The following is a 24,618-nucleotide window of genomic DNA, read 5'->3' on the forward strand; positions in this document are numbered from 1 at the left end:
GAGAGGCTTCAATGCGTGGGAGAAGGCTGGAGCTCCGGACATCCTGGTGTGAGACGGCCAAGGAAAGCCTTGGCGAAGGTGTCACCGTCCGCCGCGTCGTGGTGGAGCCCACGGAGGAAGGACTCGCGCACGGCGTGGTGCTCCGCGAGCGAGAGCCGGTAGGAGCGGCCGTCATCCCGGAGGCGGAGCCCCGTCAATGCCTCGCCCGCGGTGGCGAGCCAGCCGGGCCGGCCCGTCAGCTTGGGCGCGATGGGGAGTTTGCGGAGCTGGCCGTTGGAGTGGAGGAGGAGGACCGACTCCGAGGCGCTATCGAAGGCGGCGTGGACGACACGAGGGGAGAGGTGCTGCTCCTCCAGGAGCGGGGTCCCCGAAGCGAGGTCGAAGACGTGCAAGGTGCTGTCCGGCTCTTCGCCCATCCAGCCCATTCTGAGTGTTCCGGGCTCCTGGCCGAGCTCGGCTCCGAACCCCAGCCACCGTCCGTTGGGACTGACAAATGGGGAGCGCATGCGCGCATCATCCAGCAGCCCCGGAACGAACCAGGGCTGGGATGAATCCATGTTCAAGAAGAAGAAACCATCCGGGGAATGCTTCAGCCCGACCTGTGTCTCCAGCAGCTTGATGAGCAATGCGGCCTCGGAGGTGGCCGACGCGGCTCCTGGTCGAGCATCCGCGGTCACGTCCCTTGCCTCTCTGGCGAGCGCGAGGAGGAGCCTGGAGCTGAGCGGCGACGCCAGACGCGGGAAGACGTGCAGCGGCTTGTCCCCTCCCATGAAGCTCCAGAGCTCGATACGCGCCGGGGTGACCCGCAGATAGAGATGCTCCCCGAAGATGAGGTCCACGTTTGCTCCGAGCAGGTGATGCCTGGGGGCAGACCACACCGCCTGTTTCTTCTTCAGGTCCCAGCGCTGGAGCTTGAGCCCACCCCAGCCCGCCGTCAGATACTGGCCGGTCCGATCCAGCTGCATGGATGCCGGAGGGCCCCATCTGGAGCTGTCGCCAGCCGGCAGTGTCTCCGAGAAGGAGAACTCCTCGACCGGGCATCGCGGATCCAGCCGGAGGACTTGAAGGGTGACCGTCTTCGTGAAGGGGTCCGAGGCGCCGCTTTCAAAGGAGAGCAGCAGGCAGCTCTCGTCGGCGCTGAACTGCGCTCCCACGGAGAAGGCCGTCAGCACCCGGGGCTGTTTCCAAAGTGGCCGCAGGCCTTCCACCTCCCACAGTTGAAGGTGTGCCCGCGGGGAGTCCTCCCTGATGGTGACCAGCCACTTGCGCTTGCTGGAGAAGGCCGCTTGGGTCACCCGGTCCAGACCGGGCAGGGACTGAGTCGTGGTCCCCGGCTGCTCCAGGACATTCGAAATGCGCAAGGTGCCTTGGTGGGTGAGCTCAAGGAGCCGTCCCTCTTCATCCACCTCCAGTTGGGATGAGGCGTCCTGGCTCATCAACAGGGAGGGCTGCGTCTCCAACGGTGCCATCTGCCGGGTGGGCAGCGGCCGTCCATCCTCGCTGCTCCAGGCCTTGATTGCCCCAGTGTCCGAGACCGCGAGGACCACCGTGTCTCCGCGAGCGAAGAAGTAGTGGGGGGCGCCATCCAGGGGGGCGGACGGCAGCGGGCGGCGCTGGTTGACCTTCCAATCCCATACGAGGGCATTTCCCGCTCCCAGCAGCAGCACCTTGTGCCCCGTGGAGCCGATGTGGAATCCGCCCTTCTCGAGGGGCGTGGAAGCCTTGAGCCGGCCCGTGGAGGCCTCGAAGATTCGTAGCTCCTGCGGCGCATCAAGCTGGGCGGAAGAGAGGGTGAAGACAAAGCGCTCGGAGTCTCCCGTCACAATGGCATCCCTGACGGGGTGCGTGTGCTGCATTGGGACGACTTCCGGGGCCGGTCGTCCGGTCTCCATGTCCACGAGGCGCACTTCGTAACGCTGGGTGGCTTCGTCGTTGTCGATCGTCAGGAGGTGGCGACCGTGGAGCTTCAGCGACCAGCCTGGATGTGCCGCGATGCTGAGAGGACCGGCGCGACGGAGGAGCCCCTTGGGGGCGTTCCTGGGGCGAGGAGCTCTCGAGGCCCAATCGATGAGCACGACTTCCGCTTCGGGGTCGTCGGAGAAGTTGAAGCCCAAGGGCCCCAGGGGCGGCAGCTCCCCGTCAGGGGAGCCCGTGCTGCTAGGGCTCGGCTTCTGAACATGCCGGGACAGGAGGACAGCCTGGCCATTGGAGGTGAATACGAGGTCCTCCACATAGGAAGTGTGCTCGTAGGCGAGGTGGTGCTCGGAGGTTCCGGTCCTGGCGTTCCAGACGTGCAGCGTGCGGGTCATGAAAGGGTTCAGCCCTTCCGTGATCGTTGCCAGCCGCTGACCATCCGCGCTGAAGGCGGGAGTGATCAGGACTCGCGCATCCTGCGCGAATGGCAGCGGGAGGATTTGGCCCGAGGTCATGTCCCAGACCTGAACGGTCCCTTCGGGGGCGGTGATGACGATAGTCTTCCGGTCCGGGCTGACGATGTACCTGCTGAAAGGCGCCGCAAGGTTCTCGACGCGGCAGGGCCCCCGATCCGCCAGGTGCAGCAATCGCAGCGCATAGGTCGAAGCCTGGGCATCCCGGGGAGGGGCGGTCGCGAAGGCCTTGCTGAGTTGCGGCAGCACGGCGAGGCTGTCGTTCTTCTGCTCCTCCCAGTGGTGCTGTGCCTCGCGGAAGAGGCTCCCGGCGAGGAGCGACTCGGCCTGCCACCGTTGCCAGAGCATCCCGCCCGCGGCACCCAGGATCACCAGGAACACGAAGGCCGTCAGCGCACGCAGGAGGTAGACGCGCCGCCAGCTCGCGCTCACCAGTCCCTCCAGCGTGGTGCTGGAACCCAGCGCGTGGGCATTCGGCCCGGAGAGGTACCGCCGGGCCTCGGCCAGCTCGGCCAGGTCCAGCAGGCCGCCCTTGCGCTTCAAGCGGAGCCACTCCTCGGACTTTTCCTCCAGCCTCCGCCGTGTCTGCTCCGCCGACCGCTTCTCCTCGATCCAGCCGCGCAGGGTGGGCCACGCCTGGAGCAGGGCTTCGTGGGAGATGTCCACCAGACGATCTGCCTCCCCCTGCTCGCCGCTCAGGGTGATGAGCCGGGTGCCCGCCAGGTACTGCAGGGTCTGCTCGAAGAGGCGGGCCTCGTCCTGCCGGGTGCGCAGCGCGGACACCGGGAGCTGGCGCCGCGTATCCGAGCGGCCCTGGCCGAACTGGATGAGGCGGAGGAACATCCTGCGCGCCACGCCGACCGTTGCCGGCTCGCGTGACAGCTCGCCCAGGGCCCCTTCGGCTCGCGCGGCCATCGCCACCGCGAGCCCGTTCAGGTGCCCCTGTCCCAGCTCCTGGTAGGCATGCGCGGTCATGATCCGCCCCGTCATGCGCTCCCAGAGCAGGACCAGCGTCTCCTGGAGCAGGGGAAGCGCGCCAGGTTCGTCCTGGACGTCCGCGAGCAGCCGCTCGGTCAGCTCCCGCTCCAGGTAGGCGCCCACGTCGATGGCGGGCTGCTCGATGGCCGCGCGCAGCGCCTGTCCCCGGAGCGGGATGATCTCCAGGCGCTCCTCTGCGGGGATTGGCCACAGATCGCTGCCCATCAGCTCCGGGTAGAAGTCCGCGCGCAGGGCCGCCACCACATGGCAGTCTGTCCGAGTGTGGAACTCTTGCAGCCCGGCGATGAACCGCCGCTGCTGCTGCGCGGACGCCAGGGTGAAGAGTTCTTCCAGGGGGTCCACCACCAGCAGCAGGCGCAGCTTCGGCGATTCATTGGCGAGGAGCTTGCGCACGGCCGGGTCTCGCTTCAGCTCCTCGAGCCCCGAGCCGGGAGCCTCTCCTGGGCGCAGGGTGCGCACCACCCACCGGGGATCCGCCAGGTACGAAGGCAGGAAGCCGGCGCGCAGGAGGGAGGACTTGCCGGAGGCGGAGGGGCCCACGACCAGGACCCGGCGGTGCTTCAGCAGCTTCTCCTGAAGACTTCCCAGCTCCTTCTGGCGTCCGTGGAAGAAGCGCGCGTCGTCGGCGCGGAAGGGCACCATGCCAGGGTAGGGACAGCGCGGCTTGCGGGCCTCCTCGGGGATGGGCCGCTTCAGCAGGGCGCACAGGCGTTCGAGGGCGGCTGGCCACTTGTCGTGGGTCGTGGCGTCGAGCAACTCCAGGCCTTGGAGATAGGCGGGCGTCTCCACCGGCCGGTAGAGCAGGGGGACCAGCGACCCGGCCGCGTGCTCCAGGTCGTAGCTCATGGCCAGCACGCTGACGAAACGGCTGGCTGCATCCGCGCGGAAGGCCGGTGAGAGCACCAGCACCGTGCGGGCGCTGCACTGGAGGGCCTTCTCGAACTCCAGCACCCGGGGCACTCCCAGGGCGAAGGCCGCCTCCGTGTGACAGCTCAGCCCCGCCCGCTTGAGCGCGTCCAGCAGGAGGCCCAGGACCCACTCCTGGTCCTGCTCGGCGTAGCAGACGAAGACATCGAACTCGGGAGGAGGCATGGGGCTGCGCCCATTCTACAAGGGAGAGAGGCGGTGCGGCACCTCTGGTGGGGCGGCGGCGGATGCCCCAGACTGCGCCTCCGTCAGGCATTGCCCTGACGGCCGCGGCGCTGCTTCCTGGAGACCCTCGATGCCCGTGATGGACAATGCCCACGCGCTGGTCGTCGGCATCTCGAAGTACCAGCGGATGAGCCCGCTGCCGGACGTGGTGCTGCGTGACGCGGAAGACATCGCCAGGCTGCTGGGGGACCCTGCCCGTGGGGCCTACGCGAACGTGCGGCTGCTGCCGGAGCAGCAGGCGACGCGGCAGGGATTGCTCGATGAGCTGGCCATGCTACGGCGCAAGACGAACGAGGACTCGGTGCTCTTCGTCTACGTCTCTTCCCATGGGGGGCGTCTGGAGCTGCCTCCCCATGCCGGCGAGTACCTGTTGCCCATTGATGCCGATGACTCGTCCGCCGAACTCCTGGCGCGAACGGGGATCTCCGGGCAGGAACTGGGCGACGCCATCCGGGCCATCCCCGCACGCAGGAAGCTCATCATCTTCGATTGCTGCCATTCAGCAGGCGTCATGAAGGCAGGTGGGGGAGGCCGCCCGGCGGCCGGGCTTGAGCGTGGGCTGTCGGATCGTTTTCTCGAGACACTCGCCCAAGGTGAGGGGACCGTGATCCTGGCCTCCTCTCGAAGTAATGAGATCTCCTGGGCTCTGCAGGGGGCGCGTAACAGCCTGTTCACCACGTACCTGCTCAAGGGGATGGAAGGCGACGTGCGCCCTTCCGAGAGCGGGCACATCCGGATCTTCGACCTCTTCGAATACGTGCAGCGGAATGTCACCGACGCCTCCGCCTTCTCTTCGGGCGCCCCCTCACAGCACCCCATCTTCCATGCGCAGAACCTGGGGGAGAACTTCGCCGTCGCACTCCACCCGCGCGGCACCGACGCGTCCGGCACGGCCGACGTGCCCTACGATGCCTTTGTCAGCTTCGTCGACCAGGAGCCCGACGCGGCCTGGGTCTACGACGTGCTCCTGCCCCGCCTGCACAAGGAGGGCTTCAAGGTCGCCACCGCCCATGACACCGGTCGGGATGTGTACCGGGTCGTAAATACCGAGCACGGCATCCAGCAGTCCCGGCGGACTTTGGTGGCGCTCTCGCAGAACTACCTGGCGGACGGGGGCGCCTTATTCGAGAACGTGTTGAGCCTGGAGGAGTCCTTCCACCGCCCAGGCCACCGTTTGCTGCCCATCAAGATCAGCCCCATCCCCGAACAGAAGTTGCCCCTGCGCTTCCGCGCGGTGGTGATGCTCGACATCACGCACAAATACCGCGGCGCCGAGGCGCTCAATCGGCTCGTCGAGGACCTGAAACAACGGCCGTGAGCGCGCGGCATAACGCTCTCATGGGCGGACCCAGGTGTACCTGGTCCGTCAGGTGGGGCGCGCCCAGAGTTCGCGGATGTCCGTTGGCAGCTCGCCCGCGATGTCGTCGCTCTCTCCCTGGGAGATCTGCGCCTGGACGGCGCTGAAGACGGCGCGGACGATGGACTCCGCGTTCTCCGCGTCCACCGCCAGGTCCGTGGCGACCATCGCCAGCATCTCCTCCCGGCCGAACTTGTGGGGCGGCGGTCCGGACTCGTGGCGGTCGCACCGCACCAGGAGCTCGCGCAGCTTGTGGGGCAGCTGGGCCTCCAGGTCGTTGTCCTCCTCTCCGAAGAGGCGCTGCTCCAGCACGCACAGCACGGAGAAGGCGGCTTGCTGGGCAGATTGCTCGCTCTGGAATTGGCCCACGTCGCGCAGGTACTTGAGGAAGGCCTTGTAGGTCTGCGACGTGCGGGACTCGTGGCGCATGCGGCGGCGCTCATCGAGCGGGATGTCCGTGGCGCGGTGCGTGGGGCCTCCTGCCTGCTGGCCGGTGCCGGGGATGTCTTGCGCTGCCATGTCTGATTCCTCGTTCTTCGGAGTGGGGTCCGACCCCAAAGCTGAAGCGCTCGCGAACCCAGAGGAAGGCACGCGCCGCCCTGCGAGCCGCCCGCTTCCCGGGGGCGGGGGCTGACGGGGAGCGCCTGCTCCCACTTCCCGTCGTCGCTCGTTGCAACGGCGCAGACGAGTCCCAACCGTGAAGAGAGGGGCCGCATGCCGCGGTCGCTCCCTCCAGCGAGGTGTCGTCATGCGTGAAAGTCTCCGTTCCAGGGGAGAGGCGCTGCGCAGCGCCGCCCGGATGATCGCGATGCGGAGGGCCGAGCAACCGGGTACCCCCTTGATCGAAATCATCACGGAGGCAGCCCGCCACTACGACCTCTCTCCCAGTGAGGAGCAGATGCTGCTGTCGGATCTGCTGCCCGGGAGCGAGGAGGCGTCCCCGACCTGACACGGCAGGGTGGATGTCTGTCATTGACTGGAGGTTCGTGAGTCGGGCGTGACCACGATTGGCGGCGGGCGACTCAAGCCTGACTCAGGTGGGGGCGCGAGCCGGGCGAGAATTTTCCTCGCAATCCGTTGCATGAATGCCCAAGCGTTGGCTGTCTGGACAAGGCTCCCTGGAATCGCTTAACTGACTCCGGGGAAGCGATTCCCCTTCCTTGGGGGCTGTCCATGAAAAGCTTGACGGTGGTGGCTGCGTTCGCGGTGTCGGCGCTGGGCATGGGTTCCGCGCACGCTGCGACGCTGACGTTCACGGTGCAGAACAAGATCACGACCAGCGCGATCACCAACTCCTACTTCAACGGCTGTGCCGCGGTCATCCCGGCCCTGAGCTCGGTGGCGGCCAACTCGATTTCGGGGGTGCACCAGACGGACTGCGGCACCAACTCCGCCGTCGTCTTCGAGTACACGAGCGGCAGCAAGACCTGTCGCTTCAACATGAGTAGCATCTGGACCCCGCCCAACCCGATCCTGGGGACGTCCGGCTACTGGACGCCTGCGGGAAGCGCCACGTCCAAGGGCAGCACGACCGCCACGTGCAAGACGACGCTGGTCGGGCTGGGCTCGAACGGCAACTACACCTGGGCCCTGTCGATGCAGTGACGCGCCGTCGCTGATCTGGGAGCCGTCCTGCCTTGTGCGGTGGGGCGGCTCCTTTCGCGTGAGGGGAGGGGCTGGAAAGGCCATGAGGCCCTGGGGTAGATGGGCGCCCATGAACCTGCTTCGACTGTCGGTTGTGGGCGTGGGCTTGGCGTTCCTGGTGGCGGGCTGCGGGGGGCGCCGGAGCCACGGCAAGGTGGACTTCTCCCAGATGGGGCCGTCCATCAATTCCAAGCGCTACGCGAACCTGGAGAAGATCGCCGCCAAGGATCTCAAGTGCGACCAGGAGCTGACGCCGCAGTACCTGGGAGAGAATCAGTACCGGATGATCGGCTGCAACACGGAGGGCCTCTACGAGCTGCGCTGCATCATGGGGCAGTGCGCCTGGATTCCGGACGTGAGGCTCCGCGCCGAGTTCGACATGGACTGCGCGAAGGCGGAGCTCCAGGCGTCCAAGCTGGACCGCGTCACCACGGGCGTCGTGGGCTGCGGGAAGCGCGCGACGTACCGGCTGCTCGGGGCGCGGTATGGCTATTCGTGGACCCTGAATTCGCCTGTGATCCAGGAGGAGACGCCGGCTCCGGCACCCGCTCCCGCTGACGAAGTGCCGCAGCCGACTTCGCTCTGACGTGCATTGCCCTCCTCCGCCATCGAACGGATGAAGCCACGGCCGTCCTCAAACAGGCTGCTCAAGGGCAGGACCTGGTTTCTTTCGCTGCCTCCGAGGCGTTGAAGCGGTGGGAGGAAGGAACGTGGGCGCTGGACCCAGGATAGGGGCACTCAGTCCTTTCAGCGGCTCCTCCACGGAATCAAGTGGAGTGGGAATCCCACCACCGAGGGGTATCAATTGATGGTTCGTGGGACGGAAGGTAGAGCGCGATCTTCCATCGTTCCTGCGCGATCCGGCCTGTTTCGAGGGCGACCTCGATCATGTGGTCGGAAGGGCCGCGCATCAAAACCAAGCAAACAGCGGTAAATCGCGGATGCGCGCGTGATGCGCCTGGGAGAATGGCATTCAGTTCGAGCATCCAGCCGAAGCTGTCTCCATCCCACAGCGCCTCGAGTGCCAGCGGGGGGCGCGGTAGCGCCTCCATGCTCGCCAGGGCGTGCGTACGCCAATACTCAGGCGTCAAGGTTTGTCTGTAGGCCAGTTTGGATTGCCGCCAGCTTTCATTGATCTCTTCGAGTTCCTGGGAGCGGATATCTAGCAGCTCCACTGCATCGCTGAGCCCGCACTGCATCCGCTCCTTGAGGAATCGGATTGCCCGGATTGTCTCCCCGCTCATGATCAATGCATCTGCTTCGCTCAGCAGGTCCGCACGAATTCTGCCTGGGCCCATGTTCACCTCCTGCGATCAGTCCTTCCAGAGGATCTTCCACGGATGTTTACGCAGGTCCGTGACCAGGGTCTTCAGCTCGTCGTAAAGGGCAGGGTCCTTGAGCAGCGCTCCACCGGTTCCCTCCCCGGAATCAAGCTGTCCGAGGATCCGGTCCGCCTTGGTGGCGATCTGCTCCAACTGGCCCGCTGCCGCCGTGAAGCGCTGGAGGGCCAGCTTCACCTGCTGGCCGTCCTCGGGCGTCAGCGGGCCCGTCACCGCCGCCAGGCCGTCCAGGGTCGTTCCGGCGGACTTCGTCAGGCCGGGGAGGTCCTTTCGCATCAGGGCCGCCACGGCGGAGGCGTCGTCCAGGAGCCTTGCTCCCTTGCCTCCGGGCTGCATGGACTCCTTGGCCAGCTGCGCGAGCTGCCTCAGGTCCTTTGACGCCGCCGCCAGCTCCGTGGCCAGGACCTTCACGTCGCCTTTGTTCTCCGTCAGGACCTCGTCCAGCGTCTTCGCCAATCGAGACACGTTGGCGGCCAGGCCCGTCACGGCCTCCGGGTCCTTTTCCAGCATGTCCGACAGCAGTGTCACGAACTTGGACAGCTGCTCCGACAGCAGGTCCAGGCGCGGCGCATCCACGCCCCGGAGTGCTTCCTTCTCCGGCAGCGGCGCGTCCGCGTTGCCTGGGTTCAACTCCAGATAGGGCTCACCCAAGAGGCCCACCGTTCCCACCGTCACCCTGGCGTCCTTGCGCAGGGCGCTCCTCGCCTCTGGCTCCACGGACAAGTCCATGCGGACGGGGAGGGGGAGGCCCTTCGCGTCCCTTCGGTCCGCCAGGAGGTGGATGGTGTCCACCTTGCCCACCTGGACGCCTCCCAGCTTCACCGGGGCCCCCTGCACCACGTTGCCTGTGTGCGCGAAGTCCACCTCCAGCGTCGCTCCCCGGCCCAGCGTCAGCTCTCCCATCAACCAGAGCAACACCAGCACTCCCACCACCGTCGCGAGCACCAGCGCTCCGACCTTCAACTCCAGCCGTTGCTCATCCATCCGTCGCGCCCTCCATGAACGGCGCTGTCAGTGTCCGCAGCTCCGGGGCAGGGGACTCCAGGAAGCCCTCCGGGCTCCCCAGGTACGCGTTGCGCCCCTTCGCCACCACCAACACCCGGTCCGCGATGCCTCTCAACTGCCGGTAGTCGTGCGACACCACCAGCGCCCCCAGGCCCTGTTCCTTCAACGACGCCAACACCGCCTCCACCTGCATCGCCGCCCTCCGGTCCAACCCCGTCGTCGGCTCGTCCAACAGCAGGTAACGCGGCTTGAGCACCAGGGCCCTCGCGATGGCCGCGCGCTTCTTCGCCCCGGGCCCCAGCTCCGGCGGCAGCCGGTCCGCCCATTCCTTCAGGCCCACCTTCTCCAGCGCTGTCTCCACGGCTTCCTCCGGGGCGCTTGGATCCGCGAGGCGCACGTTCTCCCTCAGCGTCCTCCAGTCCAGCAGCGCGGGGCCCTGCACCAGATACGGCGCCCGGCGGCGCAGCGTCACCAATGTCCGCTCCGGCTGCGTGTCCACCCGATCCCCGAACAGCGTCACCTTGCCGGCCCCGGGCTTCAGCAGCCCCACCGCCAGCCGGCACAGCACGCTCTTGCCGGAGCCGCTCGCTCCCGCGATGAACGTCAGCTCCCTCGTGGAGACCTGCGCGCTCAGGCCGTCCAGGACGCGGCGGCCCTGCTCGAAGGCGATCGCCACATCCTCGAAGAGCAGCGTGTCCGAACCGGTGTCATTCACAGGCGCACGAACTGGAACGCAAGCGACACCGTCAGGTCAATCAACAGACATCCCAGACTGGCCGCCACGACGCCTTCCGTCGTGGCCTCGCCCACCGCCTCCGCGCCGCCCCGGGCGTTCAACCCCGCCACCGCCGCCGCGAGCGGGATGTACAGGCCGCAGGCCACGACCTTCAGCCCTCCGACCAGCACGTCCCAGCCATCCACGTACCTCGGGTCCATGAACGCCCGGCCGTCGATGTTCAGCGCCACGCTCGCCACCAACACCGCCGACGCTGTCGCCGCCACCGTCCCCAACGCGCTCAGGAGCGGTACTCCAACCAGACCCGCCACCACCCGGGGTGCCACGAGGTCCGCGTACGGATCCCCCGCTGACATCTCCAGCGCCTCCACCTGTTCGTTCACGCTCATCGTGGCCAGCTCCGCGGAGTGGCTGGCTCCCGCTCGCGACGCCGTCAGCAGCGCGGACACCGCGGGGCCCAGCTCACGGATGAGCATCTCGAAGTAGGCAGGACCCAGCACCGCCACGTTGCCGATCAGCTTCTTCGCCTGCGCGTTGGCGATCATCACCAGCACCGCGCCGAAGAAGGCCATGCCGGACATCACCAGCCACACGCTGCGCCCGCCCAGCTCGTGCACCTGGGCCAGGGTTTCCCTCCACGGGATTCCCTCCCGCGCGCCGGCCCGCACCGTGCGCGCCAGCATCACGCCCGGCGCCCCGAAGAAGGTCAGGACCCGCTTCATGCCAGCCACCTGGACAGCAGCGACGTCAGCAGGAAGTCCAGGAGGAAGATGGCCGCGCAGCCCAGCACCACCGCGCTCGCCGCGGCCTCTCCCACGGCTCGGGCGCCTCCCTTCGCCCGGAGCCCCACCGCCGTGGACACCAGCGCGATCGCCAGCCCGAAGGCTCCCGTTTTCACCACGCCCCCCAGGATGTCGGAGGGGCTCAGCATCTGCGCGAACGTCCCGAAGAACACCCGCACCGGCAGGTCCAAGGTGAGCTTGGCCGCCACCGCCTCGCAGAGGATGGACACCAGGAACGTGAACGTGCTCAGCGCCAGCATGCTCAGCTCCATCGCCACCACGCGGGGCGCCACCAGCAGCGCGAAGGGATCCAGGCCAATGCCTCGCAGGCCTTCAATCTGTCCGCCCACCTTCAGCGTGGCCAGCTCCGCCGCGTTCCTCGCGCCGATCCGCGCCGACATGATCAGCCCGAGCAGCAGCGGGCCGAACTCCCACAGCACGCCGTAGCCCGCGGCCCATCCCAGGAAGGCCCTCGCCCCGAAGCGCTGGATGTAGAGCGCCGCCTGCACCACCACGATGACGCCCGCCAGCGCAGCCGTCGCCAGCGCCAGGGGCAGGGAGCCGTAGCCGAACTGCACCAGGCCTCGCGCCAGCTCGCGCCGCTCCAACCGGCGCAGACCCCAGGCCGTGCGGCCCGCGACCAGGGCCAGCGCTCCCACGCCGCCCACCGCCCGCATCGCCGAGCGTCCCAGCCACGCCAGGGCAGTGGTGCTCACGGGTGCTGGGACCGCGGAGTCATGCGAGGGCCTCGTCCGGCGCGCTCTCGAGCCGCGGCGCCGGGGCCCCATCGTGCACCAGTCTGCCGCTTCGCAGGTACAACCAGCGGGGCAGGGGAAGATCCACCGGCGCTTCCGGCGCCGCCACCAGCAGCGTTCCCTGGCCGGCGACCTCCAGGAGCACCCGGGCCACCTGACGCGCCGTGCCGGGATCCAGGCCCGCGAACGGATCATCCGCCAGCAGCACCGCCGGCCTCGCCGCGATGGCCCTCGCGAGCCCCGCGCGCTTCTTCATGCCGCCGGACAACCGCTCCGGCAGCGTGTCCGCCGCGTCCGCCAGGCCCACCGAGCGCAGCACCGCGTCCGTCCGCTCACGGGCCTCGTCTTCCGCCACGCGACGGCGCAGCAGTGGCTGCATCACGTTCTGCCGCACCGTCAGCGAGTCGAAGAGCGCGTCCGTCTGGAACACGAAGCCGAAGGACGCCTGCAGCGCGCGTCGCTCCTGCGCCGAGAGCCCGGCGACCTCCTGCCCATCCCAGGTCACCCGTCCGGAAGTGGGGCGCAGGAGGCCCGCGAAGGCCTTGAGGAGCGTCGTCTTGCCCGACCCCGAACGCCCCAGCACCAGCGCCTGCGTGCCGGGAGGAATGTGGCAATCCGTGGGCTCCAGCACGGTGCGGGGGCCGTAGCGGAGGGTCAGGGCTTCGGCGCGCAGGTCCATGGTGGAGCGGCGAGGGTCCTTTCACTTCCGCCAGTAGGCGACGGTGCCACGTTCGCCCACGACGCCGATGTTCGTCGGAGACTTCGAGTCCAGGGAGCGCAGGGCGTTCGTCCCTTCATGGACGGCGCTCCAGGTGCTGCCATCGTAGAAGTAGACGCCTCCCTGTCCAGCAGCGACATAGACCTTGCCCTGCGCCAATCCCTGCACGTCCAGGGCGTTGACCCGGAGGGTCAGGAAGCTGGGTGGGGGCAGGGTGCTCCACACCCCGAGGTAGCGCTGGAGCACCACCCCATCATCTCCCGCCGCGAAGGCAAGACGGCTGTTCACGACGTCCACCCCGCGCAGGGAGCCCGTGATGGGGGCGCTGAACGACTCCGCCTGCCACGCGCTTCCATCCGAGTTGGAGCGGAAGGCCCGCACGGACGGCTGGCCGCTGACAGTCTCGAAGCCCACGGCCAACAACGTGTCAGGGGTTCCGAGTCCATCGATGGCGCGCAGGTTGGCCTGCACCTGGGTCACGACCGTGGGCGCGGCCGGCCACCGCCAGCGCACGATGTTGCCATTGCTCGCCACAGCGAAGAGGACCGGATCGCTGCCCGCGGGCTCCTCCAGCCCGACAATCCCATTGAGGTGGCTGGTGTTTCCCGTCGCGGTGATGACGCTGCAGGGCGTGGTCGGCGTGTCCGTGGGCAGGCGGGTCGTGAGCTTTCCATCATCGCCCGCCAGGAACACCTGCCCTGTGCTGCTGGTCCACGCCGCCCGCCACTGCCCGTTGCAGGTGAAGCTCGTCAAGCTGGAGGGCGTGGCGTAGGCCAGCTTGTCCTGCCCCGTGAACCAGGCACCCTGGGTGCCGTGGAGCGCGATGGACCTCCAGTCGACGTTCCCGCCGACGTTCCCGTTCTCTGTCCATGCGCGCGTGGCGCAGGTGGTGCCCTCGTCCACGCCTCCCGCGCAGTTGTTGTCCAGACGGTCGCAGACCTCCGGGAGCCCGTTCGCCACGTAGGCGGTGCTCTCGTCACAGTCAGTGGAGTCCCGGCTCGCGTTCGCGGGAATCGCTCCGCACTTCGAGCCCATCTGCGTGCCGGCCTTTCCGTCCCCGTCCGTGTCCACGTAGTAGGGCGTGGGCGTGGCGGTGCCCGCGCAGGTGACGCTCCCATTCGGCCCGCCGCAGGCCTTCACGCCCTGGCAGTCGAGCTCGTTGAAGCACGTCCCGCCCACGTCGAACGACTCGTCCTTCACGCCATCGCAGTTGTCGTCCCTGCCATCGCACCGGAACTCCGCCTGATCCGGATGGACGTTCAGGTCCCGGTCGTCGCAGTCGCCCGCGCGGGAGGCGGTCAGCGCGGGGCCCTCGCAGGCCACCGTGCGGGGCGGCAGGAGCCCGTTGCCGTACCCGTCATTGTCGTCGTCCGCGTACCAGGGCATGGGGCCACCCCGGATCTCGTCGCGGTCGTCGCAGTCCGTGCCCTGGTCCTCCCTGCGCACGAAGCCGTCCCCATCCGCGTCCAGGGCGGCCAGCGACAGTTCCACCGGCGTGATGCCGTCATTCGCGAGGCTCGCGGTGGCCTCGGCGGTCGCCACCTGGGCGCCTTCGCAGGACTGCTCGTGTGCCCGGGCCACGAGCTTCACGTCGTTGCTCCAGCCGGCCTGCCGGAAGACCGCCACGGACAGCGTGCCCGGAGGCGCACCGGCGGGCACGTTCACCTCTGTCATGGCGTGGCGGGACACCTCCGTCTGATCCGTGACCGTCAGCGTCACGCACCCCGGCCGAAATCCTTCGTAATGAACCTGGACCTTCAGCGCGGCGGACTTGAGCTCATCGCCCTTGGAGCACCCCGCGAGGATGCTCGCGAGCACAGCGACCAGGAATAAACGCATGGGGCACGCATTCTGGGGCGCGCCCACACCCCCGGAGTAGGGCGATGTCGCCACCCGTCGGCAATTCAACCCGAGAGCCTTCTTCCCCGACCCATAGTCCGATGCGCGAGGCATCGTCCAGACACGCTCCGCTCATCACCCCCGGGATGACGGCTTCCGTGTATAGGGGCCGCTGACCTTTCAACACTGGCCCGTTCCACCGCACCTGCCTTATGCCCACCGTCCGCCGTGCCCTTTTCGCCGCGCCCCTGGGTGCCTGCCTCTGCGCGCTGGCCCCGGACGCACTCGCCCAGACGCCGCCTGCGCCCTCCGGAGCACCCGCCGCCGAATCTCCCGCCAGCGCCTTCCCCAAGCCGCCGAGGCCGGACGCCGGGGCCGCGCCGCTGACCCTGGAGCGCGCCGTGGAGCTGGCCTCGCAGAAGAACGAGGCCGTGCTCGCCGCGGGACAGACCGCCGAGGCCGCCCAGGCCCGCGTCGCCCGCGCCCGCGCCTTCTTCCTGCCCACCATCTCAGCGACCGGCACCTACACGCGGCGCCTGCGGGAGTCCACGCGCGAGGTCGGCGGACAGACCGTCGTGCTCCAGAAGTTCAACGCCCTGGGCGCGGTCTTCTCCGGCCGGGTCGCCCTCTTCGACGCGCGCGGCTTCCCGCTCTACAAGGCCGCGAAGCTGGAGAGCGAGGCCTCCAAGCTGGACGCCGTGGAGACGCGCCGCCAGGTGGCCTTCAACGCCGCCAACGCCTTCCTCGTCACCCTGGCCAACCAGCAGGTGTACCAGGCCGCCGAGCAGCGCCTGGCCTACGCGAAGCAGAGCCTGGCGGACGCGCAGGCCCGCGCCAACGCCGGGCTCGCCAGCACCAACGACGTCACCCGCGCGGAGCTGGAGCTGGCCACCGCCGAGTCCAACCTCGCCGCCGCCCTGGGCACCGCGGAGACGAGCCGCCTGGAGCTGGGCTACCTCCTCGTGGAGCCCGTGCAGGGGGAGCTCGCGCCGCCGGAGCCGCTGCTCGCGGACGCCATCCAGCCCACGCCGTCCCTGGAGATGCTCACGCAGGGCGCCACGGACCGGCGCCCGGACATCCTCTCCGCGCGGCTGCGTGTCCGCTCGCTGCGGGAGAACGCGAAGGAGCCCCTGGCGCGCCTGCTGCCGTCGCTGGGAGCGAGCGCGCAGTACCGCCTCACCAACGAGGCGGGCCTCAACGGCAACGTCGGTGATGGCTTCCTCGCGTTGGATCTCACCTGGACGCTCTTCGACGGCGGCGCCCGCTACGCCGACCGCGATGAGCGCGTGGCCCTCGCCAACGTCGCGGAGCTGAACACCCAGGCCTCGACGCGCCGCGTGCCGGTGGACATCGAGCAGGCGAGGGTCAACCTGGAGACGGCGCGGGCCGCGCTCGCGCAGAGCGAGCAGGCGGCGAAGGCGGCGCGGAAGAACGCCGCGGAAACAGGCATCCTCTACCGCCAGGGCCTGTCCACCGCGCTCACCCTGGCGGACGCGTCCTTGAGCCTCTTCGAGGCGGAGGTGACGCTCGCGCAGAACCGGTATGGGCTGGGCGTGGCGCTGTTGGGCCTGCGGGCCGCTGTCGGACTGAATCCATTGGGGAAGGAACCGTGAAGGCAATGCAACGCACTGGAGTGCTGGCCCTGTCGCTGGCCGTGCTGGCCCTGGCCCCTGGCTGCAAGAAGGACGCGCCCGCGCAGGGCGGCAAGGGCGCGGGCCGGGGCCCCACCCAGTTCCCCGTGGAGGTCGCGCCCGTGGAGGCGCGCGACGTGGAGTACGCGGTCAGCGCCGTGGGCGCGGTGGAGGCCTTCGAGAGCGTGCAGATCACCGCGCGCGTCCCGGGCGCCCTGGAGAAGGTGTCCTTCGCGGAAGGCCAGACGGTGAAGAAGGGCGACACGCTCGCGGAGATCGAACCCGCGCGCTACGCCATCGCCGTGCGCGCCGCGGAGGCCGCGCTGCAGAAGGCCCAGGCCGCGTTGGTGGAGGCGAAGGCCGGCGCCCAGCGCCGCGCGGAGGTCAACGCGCAGAGCCCGGGCCTGCTGCCCGCGGAACAGCTGGAGACGTACCAGGCCCGCGCCGCCACCGCGCAGGCGGACATGGCGGCCGCGAAGGCGGCGTTGGATCAGGCGCAGCTCAACCAGCGCGACGCCTACGTGCGCGCCCCCATGGACGGCATCCTCCAGACGCGCACCGTGCAGACGGGCCAGTACGTGCAGCCGGGCGTGGTGCTGGCCACGCTCCTGCGCCGTGAGCCGCTGCTCCTGCGCTTCAACGTGCCCGCCGCGGACGTGACGCGGATCCAACCAGGGATGCCCGCGCGCTTCACGGTGCGCTCGGACGGTGGGTCGTACGAGGCGAAGATCACCTACGTGTCCGCGAGCGCGGATACGCAGAGCCGCATGGTGGCGGTGACCGCGGAGGTGACGGGCGAGGCCGCGCGGAAGCTGCGCCCGGGCGCCTTCGCCACGGTGAGCGTGCCAGTGGAGTCGCGCGGGGACAGCCCGGTGATTCCGCAGACGGCCATCCGCCCCAGCGAGCGCGGCTTCCTGGCGTTCGTGGTGACGGACAACAAGGCGCGCGAGCGCATCCTGGAGCTGGGCCTGCGCACGCCGGACGGGCGGGTGGAGGTGAAGGAGGGCCTCAAGCCCGGTGAGACGCTGGTGGTGCGCGGCGCGGAGGCCCTGCGTGACGGCGTGTCCGTGCGCGTGGAGCAGGAGCGCCCGAAGCCCAGGGTGGGCGGCGAGCAGCCCCCGGCCGAGGCCCGCGGCGACACGAACGCGAACCGGGCCACGGAGGGCCGTCCATGAGCATCACCGACGTCTGCATCAAGAAGCCGGTGTTCGCCTGGATGATCATGGCGGCGACCATCATCTTCGGACTGGTGGCGGCCCAGCGCATCGGCATCAGCCAGTTCCCGGACGTCGACTTCCCCACCATCAACATCTCCGTGTCGTGGGAGGGCGCCAACCCGGAGGCGGTCGAGTCGGACGTCGTCGAGTTCATCGAAGAGGCCGTGACGCAGGTGGAGGGCGTCAAGAGCATCACGTCCTCCGCGCGCCAGGGCAGCGCCAACATCACGGTGGAGCTGGACCTGTCGCGCAACGTGGACCTGGCGCTGCAGGACGTGCAGACCAAGGTGAGCCAGGCCCAGCGCCGGCTGCCCCTGGACATTGATCCGCCCGTCGTCTCCAAGTCCAACCCGGAGGACCAGCCCATCATGTGGCTGGGCGTGGCCGGGCCCTTCTCCCAGCAGGTGGTGAGCGACTTCGCGCGCTACCGCGTGAAGGAGCGCCTGCAGACGGTGCCCGGCGTGGGCGAGGTCATCCTGGGCGGCCTGCTGGAGCGCAACGTGCGCATCTGGGTGGACGCGCAGAAGCTGGACGCGCACGGGCTCACCGTCACGGACGTCATCGCCGCGCTCCAGCGCGAGCACGTGGAGTTGCCCGCGGGCCGCATCGAGACGCAAGGGCGCGAGGTCAACGTCCGCTTCATGGGCGAGGCGCTGGACCTGGAGACCCTGGCGAACGTGGCGGTGCGCGAGGAGAACGGGCGCACGGTGTACCTGCACGACGTGGCCATCGTGGAGGACGGCTTCGAGGACGAGCGGCGCCTCGCGCGCGTGAACGGCGAGCCCGCGCAGGCCATGGGCATCAAGAAGCAGCGCGGCGCGAACGCGGTGGCGGTGGCCCAGGCGGTGCGCGAGCAACTGGATCAGCTCCAGAAGGAGCTGCCGGAGGGCATGAGCGCGAGCATCAACTTCGACTCGACGCAGTTCATCGAGGAGAGCGTGCACGAGATTGAATTCGAGCTGTTGCTCGCGTGCATCCTGACCGCGTTCGTGTGCTGGGTGTTCCTGGGGTCGCTGTCCAGCACGCTCAACGTGGTGCTCGCCATCCCCATGTCGCTCCTGGGAACGGTGGCGGTCATCTACTTCCTGGGCTTCACGCTCAACACGTTCACGCTGCTGGGATTGGCGTTGGCCGTGGGCATCGTGGTGGACGACGCCATCATGGTGCTGGAGAACATCTTCCGGCACGCGGAGGAAGGAAAGGACCGGGTGAGCGCCGCGCGTGAGGGCACGGCGGAGATCACCTTCGCGGCCCTGGCGGCGACGCTGGCGGTGGTGGCCATCTTCCTGCCCGTCGTCTTCATGAAGGGCATCATCGGCCGGTTCTTCCTCCAGTTCGGCGTCACACTGTGCGTGGCGGTGCTCCTGTCCTATGTGGAGGCGATCACCCTGGCGCCCGCGAGATGCGCGCAGCTGCTCAAGACGTCGCGCGAGCACCGCAGCCGGGTGGGCGTGGTGGTGGACAAGGCCTTCTCCAAGCTGGAGGCGCTGTACGCGCGGGTGCTGGGCTGGGGGCTGGTGCGGCCCTGGCGCGTGCTGCTGGCGGCGGTGGCCATGCTGATCTTGAGCGCGTTCGCGTTCAAGGCGCTGCCGGGCGAGTTCGTGCCGTCGCAGGACCAGGGCCGCATGTCCGTGCGCCTGCAGACGGCGGTGGGCAGCAGCCTGGAGGAGACCAACCGCCTCTTCAAGCGCGCGGAGGCCTTCGTCTCCAGCCGCCCGGAGGTGACGCGCGTGTTCGTGGTGGTGGGCGGCGGTGGCGGCGGCTCCTCCGTGAACGCCGGCAACATGAACGTGACGCTGGTGCCGACGGATCAGCGCATGTCGCAGGCGGAGTTCGCGCAGGTGCTGCGCAAGGAACTCAACAGCTACCCGGGCCTGCGCGCGGTGGTGCAGGACCTGTCCCAGGCGGGCTTCACCGCGCAGCGCGGCTTCCCGGTGGAGTTCAGCGTGCGCGGTTCGGACTGGGACAAGCTGGTGGAGGCGAGCCAGTCCCTGCGCGAGCAGCTCCAGGCGTCCGGCAAGGTGGTGGACCTGGACACGGACTACCAGCTGGGTCAGCCGGAGCTGCGCATCACCCCGGACCGCGCGCGCGCGGCGGACCTGGGGGTGCCCATCCAGACGGTGGCATCCACGGTGAACGCGCTGGTGGGCGGCGTGCGCGTGGGCAAGTACAGCAGCGGCGGGCGGCGCATCGACGTGCGCATGCGGCTGCTCGCGAGCCAGCGCTCGCGGCCGGAGGACCTGTCGCTCTTGAAGGTCCGCACGGCGAACAACATGCTGGTGCCGCTGTCGGCGCTGGTGACGCAGGAGGAATTGCCCGCGCTGCAGGCCATCACCCGCCGCGACCGTGAGCGCGCCATCAGCCTCTACGCCAACGTGGCGCCGGGGGCCAATCAGGAGGACGCGCTGGCCACGGTGGAGTCCCTGGGCAAGAACCTGCCCGGCGGCATCCGCGTGGTGGCGGGCGGCGCGAGCGTGGCGTTCCGCGACTCGATGAGCAGCCTCATCTTCGCGCTCTTCCTGGGCATCGCCGTCGCGTACATGGTGCTGGGCGCGCAGTTCAATTCGTTCCTGCACCCGGTGACGGTGCTCACGATCCTTCCCCTGTCGGTGGCGGGCGCGTCGTTCGCGCTGCTCGTCACGGGACACACGCTGAACATCTTCAGCATGATTGGCCTGCTGCTCTTGATGGGCATCGTGAAGAAGAACTCCATCATCCTGGTGGACTACGCGCTCCAGCAGCGCGAGCAGGGCGCGGACGCGATGCAGGCCATGCTGCGCGCGGGGCCGGTGCGCCTGCGGCCCATCCTGATGACGTCCCTGGCGACGATGATGGCCGCGGTACCGGCTGCGCTGGCGCTGGGCGCGGGCAGCGAGACGCGCGCACCCATGTCCGTCGCGGTGCTGGGCGGCCTGTCCGTGTCCACCGTCCTGAGCCTGCTCGTGGTGCCCGCGTTCTACGTGGTCGCGGACCGCATCAAGACGCGGGTGGGCAACCGGCTCAGCAAGGGGAAGGGCGGGGACGATTCAAGCTCCGTCCACGACGAGCCCCGGCCGGTGCCGCACGGGTAGCCTTTGAGTCGACAGAGCGCCGTGGGCGGCGGTGTGCCGCTCAACGGCGCTCGATCTTGAACGTCCAGAGCATCGCGGGTTTGCCCTCGGACTTCTCGACGCTCAAGACCGTGAACGCGGTGAATGGGGGCTGCTTCTCCCTCAGGACGGTGTTGGCCACGATCGTCGACAGCTCCTCCTTCGAGGCATTCGCGAAGCGGAACATGAGCTGGTGGCCCTGGAGCGTCTGCTGGGCGGGGAGGGGGATCTCCACCTCCGGCGTCGGATCCTCGTCCGTGGCGTCTTCATCCGCGTCCCGAAGGGCCGGCAGCTTCTCCTCCCAGAAGCTCAGGGCCTGCTCGTACTGCGTGCCCAATCCTGCCTGCACGAGCATGGGTTTCATCTGCCGGATGGCCATCGCGCTGACCATGAAGGGTTCCAGGACGTCCGAGCCGTAGCGCAGCCGGTCCCGGATGCTGCGGAGGATCTGCCGGACGCTCTGACAGTAGGCCATCACGTACGTGAGCACCTCCGAGGAGCGCTCACCGGTGCGCCGGTAGATGAGGGCCGTGAGGTAGCCGTAGCCAATCCTGGCGAGGTCGTTCAACCGCGCCGTCTCGTTCGTGAGCCCCAGCATCGAGAGCAGCCACGGCGCCTGTCCGTAGTCCAGGTCGTTGTCGGTGATCCAATACCCGCCCGCGTTCAGGCTCGCGAGGTAGCGTCCCGCCGCGTTCGAGTCGCTGAAGATCCACGAGGCCTTGTCGATCAAGACGTCGTAGCGCTTGTCGGGGTTCTTTTCGAAGAAGGCGTCGTAGCCCAGGCAGAGGAAGCGGACCTGGACCTGGAGCGGGGGTGGACCCTTGAGGATGATCCGGTCGGTATAGGCGCCAATCGAGCTGCGATCCTTCACGTCCAGTTCGGGGTGGTAGAGCTTGAGGACGCGGACCCGCTCCCCCACGTCATTCGCGTCCAGGCTCACGAAGGTGTACTGGCCGGCCTGCGTCGCGGAGTAGACGAGCGCCAGGTGCTTGCTGGCCCCCAGGCAGAGCACGTGGCTCTGCGGGGTGCACCGGAGGATGTTCCGGATGCCTCCCAGCAGCCGCATGCGCTCCTGGCCGAGCTCTTCCTGGACGGCGCGCTCGTCGTCCTCGCCGCTGCCTCCATCTCCGGGTTGGGGCCTGCGGGTGCCGCAGGTCGGGCATGCGTTGACGCGCTCCAACTCCAACCTGGCCACCCGCACCGTCGCCGAGCAGTCCGGGCAGGTCATCGCCTCGTTCTCCAGGCCAGACGGCGCCGTCCCTTCGAGCAGCTCCGGCTTGCTGAAGGTGAACGGGCAGAAGGGACAGAAGGGACAGGCCGCGGTGGAGCTCCAACTCTGGCGACAGGTCCTACAGCGATACCTGAACACGGGGCCTCCTCACGTCTTGCTTCTGTCCGGCGCGCGATGAGAGCACGGACGCTCCGTGAGGAACATCACCTGTCAGGTGTGGCTGGACTGCCTCAGCGTTGGCCCGCCCGCCCGCGCGCCCCCGGCGCGGGTGGACGATGCAGGGGGGCTGGCACATGCGCAGCGTCTTCGGAACCACGGCCCCGTCTTGGGGCCCTGAACCTTCGGAGACGCTGCCATGGCCTCGACTGTTCCTCCCGACACCCACGCCGTGCCCGTCAAGGAGCGCGACGAGTCGCTCGAGCTCCAGCCGTTCCTGGATGAAATCCAGGGGGACGCCGTCATGCACACCCAGGGCCTGGAGGCCCGGGAGGCGGCGAAGGCGGTGTTCTGCTCGCTCGCCCGCAGGCTGTCGGATGGCGAGGACGTGAAGCTCTACCGCGCGCTGCCCGGCGGCATTGGCGCCATCCTGGGGGCCTGCTCGGTGCACCGGGGGCCTTCACGCGCCAAGCGCATTGGCCGCGATGAGTTCATCACCGACGTGGCGGACCACCTGAACATCAAGCCCGACCAGGCCTTCCGCGTCGTCACCGCGGTGTTCACCGCCGTGCGCGACCGCATCCCCGAGGACGAGGTCGCCGCCGTGGCGTCGCAGCTGCCCGCCGACCTGGGCGACCTGTTTCGCAGGCCTGTCTGATTGTCAGACAGCTTTCAGGAGCGGAGCCCCGCCTCGAGTCGCTGAATCGAGCTCAAGGCGCGGCGCGTCCGCCGATCTCCGGAAAGCGCTCGTAAGTCCGCTTGAGCGTGTTCAGGTGGGCAGGATCGTCCAAGTCGAGGGGCGCCTCCGTGAGCTGCACGACCCACCCGCCCGTCGCCGTGCGCCGAGCCCGCGACAGCAACTCGGCGTCGCGCGAAGGGTCCGGAAACCCGAGGGCTCGTGCAGCAGCGGCCGACCAGTAGTTCAGCCACGCGAGGTAATGCGGAATCTCAGGCGCGGGGAGTTCCCACGGGAGCTTGAGCGAGGGCAGCCCTTTCGGTGAGATATGCGGATCATCCTCCGGGTGGCGAAACTGCTCCGCCACTGTCACGGCGATTCCCTCCGGATTGACATACCCCCAGAACGCGCGAGCGCAGTCACCGATGTCCTCCAACACCGCAGCCGCCGCCGCGATGCCGGTTGCGTCCCATGGCATATCCGCATGGACTTCAAACAGTCTGAGGTTGCCTGGGGAACTGCCCGCTGGCCGTTCCCATCCGGAGAGCGTCACGCGACTGCTCGCATTTCCGCCATCGCAGACGAGCGGAATTCCCGGTCCGTCTCTTCTTCCTTTGGCCACCCACTCATCACGTTGCGGCAATGGGATGAGTTGCCCCGCGTCGGAGATTGTCCACTCCAAGCGCAAGCCGGGGAAGGTGCGTTCCATTCCATGAACAATGGCCAACGGGCGATTGTCGCCCCTGGTTGGTGCTGGGGCGTAGGCGACAAGACTCAGTGATTCCGATGGATTTGTCATTTCAACACCAGTTCATGACGACAACTCTGAGGGTGCTGTCTCGTTGAAGCAAGGCAGCTTTGTGCGCGGCACTACGCACTGCGACCCTGAAGTCGAATCCGCAGGCCCTGGCGAGTTCGCGCTCGCTCTGCATCTTGGGCACCTGATCATCGAGCACAATCCTGCGAAGATCGGGCGGGTATGTGTCAAAATTGTCGGTCTTGACCTCCCACAGCGTGCGTGTAGCGAATACCAATCCGTCAAAGTTCTTCCCATTGACGAGCACATCCCAGCCAGGGAAGCTGTTGTTTGGAATGTTGTCAGCACATTCGTTGTGTGGGTCATTGCCGCCCAGGTGTCGCACCGGGACTGGTTTGCACTCCGGGCGGCGCTCTCGCTCCAGTGGATCGGTCGGCACTGGGGGCTGCCAGTCCTGCCCCGCTGGCTCGGGCTTCGGCTTGGGCTTGCGCTGCGCTTCAGCATCTCGGGATGCCACCTTCGTTCCTCGTGAGGTCCCTGCTTCCTCCGGATAGAGGTGTCGTAACTCATACGCATCAAGCTCTTCCTTGATGGCGGCGGCGACCACCACGAAACCAAGGACGATGACGGCTCCCACGACGATCTCAGGAGCCACCAGAACGCAGAGTCCGACTTCCATGGCACCAACGCCAGCGGAGGCGACCGCGCATCTTCCCGTGGTGTCGTGGAACTCGATCCGGTCATGGTCGAGCGCCTGATAACATCGCTCGACCAGCACGGGCCAAGACTGGGAAGCCTCGCGGACAACGCAACGCCCCCCGTCAGTCCAGGGCAGCTTCGCCGCTCGCTGAAGATTGGCGAGCCTCGGGCTCCGGGTGCCCTGCGCACGGGAAGACGGTGTCGACGAAGCGCAGGCTGATAGGAAGAGCAGGAGTGCGATGCATGCGCGCAAACGCATGGCCACGACCTTTCAAGCAAGCCAGGAAGCCGCGGGTTGGGGGAGCTATCCTGGAGTAGGGCTGCACGCCCCGACGGCGAGGACGTTCGGTGAGTGCAGGAGTTCGGCAACCCGGCGCGGTGGGCAACTTCAGGCTTGAGCAGGGCCCTGGCCATCTCTTCGGCAGCTTGTCCAGTCTTTCATCCTCCG

At 68.3% G+C, this 24,618-nt stretch carries 20 protein-coding genes; 8 read left to right on the plus strand and 12 right to left on the minus strand.

The window, feature by feature from the left end; all coding sequences use genetic code 11:
* Positions 1-8: 8 nt before the first annotated feature.
* A complete protein-coding gene (locus JYJ93_RS22365) occupies positions 9-4,478 on the minus strand; it encodes a TIR domain-containing protein (protein WP_206794444.1) in 4,470 nt (1,489 codons plus the stop codon).
* A 130-nt stretch (positions 4,479-4,608) separates the two neighbouring features.
* Between JYJ93_RS22365 and JYJ93_RS22370 the strand changes: the two genes are divergently transcribed.
* The gene (locus JYJ93_RS22370; RefSeq protein ID WP_206794447.1) at positions 4,609-5,856 is read left to right on the plus strand and encodes a caspase family protein; all 1,248 of its coding nucleotides are present in this window, start codon (positions 4,609-4,611) and stop codon (positions 5,854-5,856) included.
* A 48-nt stretch (positions 5,857-5,904) separates the two neighbouring features.
* Here the strand turns inward: JYJ93_RS22370 and JYJ93_RS22375 are convergent, their stop codons facing one another.
* Complete coding sequence (locus JYJ93_RS22375) at positions 5,905-6,414, minus strand: DUF2267 domain-containing protein (RefSeq protein WP_206794449.1); 510 nt, start codon at positions 6,412-6,414, stop codon at positions 5,905-5,907.
* 229 nt (positions 6,415-6,643) lie between these two features.
* On the opposite strand from JYJ93_RS22375, the gene JYJ93_RS22380 reads away from it, so the two are divergent.
* The 3 genes from JYJ93_RS22380 to JYJ93_RS22390 all read left to right on the plus strand — a co-directional run bounded on the left by JYJ93_RS22380 (position 6,644) and on the right by JYJ93_RS22390 (position 8,125).
* Positions 6,644-6,844 (plus strand): hypothetical protein, encoded by a 201-nt coding sequence (locus JYJ93_RS22380; RefSeq protein WP_206794451.1) that lies wholly within the window; start codon positions 6,644-6,646, stop codon positions 6,842-6,844.
* A 224-nt stretch (positions 6,845-7,068) separates the two neighbouring features.
* Positions 7,069-7,500: a hypothetical protein gene (locus JYJ93_RS22385; protein ID WP_206794453.1), complete on the plus strand. Its 432-nt coding sequence runs from the start codon at positions 7,069-7,071 to the stop codon at positions 7,498-7,500.
* A gap of 109 nt (positions 7,501-7,609) precedes the next feature.
* Entirely contained in the window at positions 7,610-8,125 is a 516-nt protein-coding gene (locus tag JYJ93_RS22390) for a hypothetical protein (RefSeq protein ID WP_206794455.1), read from the plus strand.
* A 181-nt stretch (positions 8,126-8,306) separates the two neighbouring features.
* On the opposite strand, the gene JYJ93_RS22395 is transcribed toward JYJ93_RS22390, so the two are convergent.
* The 7 genes from JYJ93_RS22395 to JYJ93_RS22425 are packed head-to-tail and all read right to left on the minus strand — an operon-like array spanning position 8,307 to position 14,714.
* A complete protein-coding gene (locus JYJ93_RS22395) occupies positions 8,307-8,837 on the minus strand; it encodes a hypothetical protein (RefSeq protein WP_206794456.1) in 531 nt (176 codons plus the stop codon).
* A gap of 15 nt (positions 8,838-8,852) precedes the next feature.
* The gene (locus tag JYJ93_RS22400) at positions 8,853-9,863 is read right to left on the minus strand and encodes an MlaD family protein (RefSeq protein ID WP_206794458.1); all 1,011 of its coding nucleotides are present in this window, start codon (positions 9,861-9,863) and stop codon (positions 8,853-8,855) included.
* Positions 9,856-10,599 (minus strand): ATP-binding cassette domain-containing protein, encoded by a 744-nt coding sequence (locus JYJ93_RS22405; protein WP_206794461.1) that lies wholly within the window; start codon positions 10,597-10,599, stop codon positions 9,856-9,858. The genes JYJ93_RS22400 and JYJ93_RS22405 overlap by 8 nt, the downstream gene beginning before the upstream one ends.
* Positions 10,596-11,342, minus strand: a complete 747-nt coding sequence (locus tag JYJ93_RS22410; RefSeq protein WP_206794463.1) for an ABC transporter permease — start codon at positions 11,340-11,342, stop codon at positions 10,596-10,598. Before JYJ93_RS22410 ends, JYJ93_RS22405 begins: the two co-directional genes overlap by 4 nt.
* On the minus strand, positions 11,339-12,118 hold the full coding sequence (locus JYJ93_RS22415; protein ID WP_269012428.1) for an ABC transporter permease: 780 nt from the start codon (positions 12,116-12,118) through the stop codon (positions 11,339-11,341). Before JYJ93_RS22415 ends, JYJ93_RS22410 begins: the two co-directional genes overlap by 4 nt.
* Positions 12,119-12,137: 19 nt before the next feature.
* On the minus strand, positions 12,138-12,836 hold the full coding sequence (locus tag JYJ93_RS22420) for an ATP-binding cassette domain-containing protein (protein WP_206794465.1): 699 nt from the start codon (positions 12,834-12,836) through the stop codon (positions 12,138-12,140).
* Between the two features lie 21 nt (positions 12,837-12,857).
* Positions 12,858-14,714 carry a putative metal-binding motif-containing protein gene (locus JYJ93_RS22425; RefSeq protein ID WP_206794467.1) on the minus strand — a complete coding sequence of 619 codons (1,857 nt, stop codon included), beginning with the start codon at positions 14,712-14,714 and terminating at the stop codon, positions 12,858-12,860.
* A 212-nt stretch (positions 14,715-14,926) separates the two neighbouring features.
* On the opposite strand from JYJ93_RS22425, the gene JYJ93_RS22430 reads away from it, so the two are divergent.
* Genes JYJ93_RS22430 through JYJ93_RS22440 form a run of 3 tightly spaced genes read left to right on the plus strand, consistent with a single transcriptional unit; the run spans position 14,927 to position 20,633 of the window.
* Complete coding sequence (locus JYJ93_RS22430; protein WP_206794469.1) at positions 14,927-16,327, plus strand: TolC family protein; 1,401 nt, start codon at positions 14,927-14,929, stop codon at positions 16,325-16,327.
* A gap of 5 nt (positions 16,328-16,332) precedes the next feature.
* Positions 16,333-17,520: an efflux RND transporter periplasmic adaptor subunit gene (locus JYJ93_RS22435; protein WP_206794471.1), complete on the plus strand. Its 1,188-nt coding sequence runs from the start codon at positions 16,333-16,335 to the stop codon at positions 17,518-17,520.
* Positions 17,517-20,633: an efflux RND transporter permease subunit gene (locus JYJ93_RS22440; protein WP_206794473.1), complete on the plus strand. Its 3,117-nt coding sequence runs from the start codon at positions 17,517-17,519 to the stop codon at positions 20,631-20,633. Before JYJ93_RS22435 ends, JYJ93_RS22440 begins: the two co-directional genes overlap by 4 nt.
* Positions 20,634-20,673: 40 nt before the next feature.
* Here the strand turns inward: JYJ93_RS22440 and JYJ93_RS22445 are convergent, their stop codons facing one another.
* Positions 20,674-22,020 carry a hypothetical protein gene (locus JYJ93_RS22445; RefSeq protein ID WP_206794475.1) on the minus strand — a complete coding sequence of 449 codons (1,347 nt, stop codon included), beginning with the start codon at positions 22,018-22,020 and terminating at the stop codon, positions 20,674-20,676.
* Between the two features lie 217 nt (positions 22,021-22,237).
* Here JYJ93_RS22445 and JYJ93_RS22450 point away from each other — a divergent pair, with 217 nt between their 5' ends.
* Entirely contained in the window at positions 22,238-22,696 is a 459-nt protein-coding gene (locus tag JYJ93_RS22450; protein WP_206794477.1) for a DUF2267 domain-containing protein, read from the plus strand.
* Between the two features lie 52 nt (positions 22,697-22,748).
* Here JYJ93_RS22450 and JYJ93_RS22455 read toward each other — a convergent pair whose 3' ends face one another.
* Together JYJ93_RS22455 and JYJ93_RS22460 are read right to left on the minus strand one after the other, a co-directional pair.
* Positions 22,749-23,513 carry a DUF5953 family protein gene (locus JYJ93_RS22455; protein ID WP_206794479.1) on the minus strand — a complete coding sequence of 255 codons (765 nt, stop codon included), beginning with the start codon at positions 23,511-23,513 and terminating at the stop codon, positions 22,749-22,751.
* Between the two features lies 1 nt (position 23,514).
* A complete protein-coding gene (locus JYJ93_RS22460; protein ID WP_330166738.1) occupies positions 23,515-24,249 on the minus strand; it encodes a DUF6310 domain-containing protein in 735 nt (244 codons plus the stop codon).
* Positions 24,250-24,618 lie beyond the last annotated feature (369 nt).

It is taken from the genome of Corallococcus sp. NCSPR001 (assembly GCF_017309135.1).
Taxonomy (GTDB): domain Bacteria; phylum Myxococcota; class Myxococcia; order Myxococcales; family Myxococcaceae; genus Corallococcus.

Bases quoted from the DNA above. Each gene is read 5' to 3' on its own strand.
- JYJ93_RS22365 (WP_206794444.1), bottom strand. From the start codon at position 4,478: ATGCCTCCTCCCGAGTTCGATGTCTTCGTCTGCTACGCCGAGCAGGAC.
- JYJ93_RS22370 (WP_206794447.1), top strand. From the start codon at position 4,609: ATGCCCGTGATGGACAATGCCCACGCGCTGGTCGTCGGCATCTCGAAG.
- JYJ93_RS22375 (WP_206794449.1), bottom strand. From the start codon at position 6,414: ATGGCAGCGCAAGACATCCCCGGCACCGGCCAGCAGGCAGGAGGCCCC.
- JYJ93_RS22380 (WP_206794451.1), top strand. From the start codon at position 6,644: ATGCGTGAAAGTCTCCGTTCCAGGGGAGAGGCGCTGCGCAGCGCCGCC.
- JYJ93_RS22385 (WP_206794453.1), top strand. From the start codon at position 7,069: ATGAAAAGCTTGACGGTGGTGGCTGCGTTCGCGGTGTCGGCGCTGGGC.
- JYJ93_RS22390 (WP_206794455.1), top strand. From the start codon at position 7,610: ATGAACCTGCTTCGACTGTCGGTTGTGGGCGTGGGCTTGGCGTTCCTG.
- JYJ93_RS22395 (WP_206794456.1), bottom strand. From the start codon at position 8,837: ATGGGCCCAGGCAGAATTCGTGCGGACCTGCTGAGCGAAGCAGATGCA.
- JYJ93_RS22400 (WP_206794458.1), bottom strand. From the start codon at position 9,863: ATGGATGAGCAACGGCTGGAGTTGAAGGTCGGAGCGCTGGTGCTCGCG.
- JYJ93_RS22410 (WP_206794463.1), bottom strand. From the start codon at position 11,342: ATGAAGCGGGTCCTGACCTTCTTCGGGGCGCCGGGCGTGATGCTGGCG.
- JYJ93_RS22420 (WP_206794465.1), bottom strand. From the start codon at position 12,836: ATGGACCTGCGCGCCGAAGCCCTGACCCTCCGCTACGGCCCCCGCACC.
- JYJ93_RS22425 (WP_206794467.1), bottom strand. From the start codon at position 14,714: ATGCGTTTATTCCTGGTCGCTGTGCTCGCGAGCATCCTCGCGGGGTGC.
- JYJ93_RS22430 (WP_206794469.1), top strand. From the start codon at position 14,927: ATGCCCACCGTCCGCCGTGCCCTTTTCGCCGCGCCCCTGGGTGCCTGC.
- JYJ93_RS22435 (WP_206794471.1), top strand. From the start codon at position 16,333: ATGCAACGCACTGGAGTGCTGGCCCTGTCGCTGGCCGTGCTGGCCCTG.
- JYJ93_RS22440 (WP_206794473.1), top strand. From the start codon at position 17,517: ATGAGCATCACCGACGTCTGCATCAAGAAGCCGGTGTTCGCCTGGATG.
- JYJ93_RS22450 (WP_206794477.1), top strand. From the start codon at position 22,238: ATGGCCTCGACTGTTCCTCCCGACACCCACGCCGTGCCCGTCAAGGAG.
- JYJ93_RS22455 (WP_206794479.1), bottom strand. From the start codon at position 23,513: ATGACAAATCCATCGGAATCACTGAGTCTTGTCGCCTACGCCCCAGCA.